Genomic DNA, 346 nt, shown 5'->3' on the forward strand with positions numbered 1-346 from the left:
CGGTCGACCGCGCCCGGCCAGGCTCCAAGCACCACGTGATCACCGAGGGCGGTGGCATTCCGACGGCATTCAGCCTGACCGGCGGCAACGTCAATGACGTCACCCAGCTCCTCCCGCTGGTCGAGGCAATCCCGCCCGTGCGAGGCAGGCGCGGGCGCCCCCGCCGCCGGCCCGACGCGCTGTACGCCGACCGCGCCTACGACTCCGACAAACACCGGGACGAGTTGCGCGACATGGGGATCGACCCGCAGATCGCCGAACGCGGAACCGGCCACGGCTCCGGACTCGGCGTGATCAGGTGGGTCGTCGAGCGCACGATCGCCTGGTACCACGGCATGCGACGCCT

The 346-nt window shown here is 71.4% G+C and carries 1 protein-coding gene; it reads left to right on the top strand.

Features of this window, described 5'->3' with window-relative positions; translation table 11 throughout:
* On the top strand, nt 1-346 hold a 346-nt coding region (locus tag E1288_RS46650), incomplete at both ends, for a transposase (RefSeq protein ID WP_132495781.1).

It is taken from the genome of Saccharopolyspora elongata (assembly GCF_004348985.1).
Lineage (GTDB): Bacteria > Actinomycetota > Actinomycetes > Mycobacteriales > Pseudonocardiaceae > Saccharopolyspora > Saccharopolyspora elongata.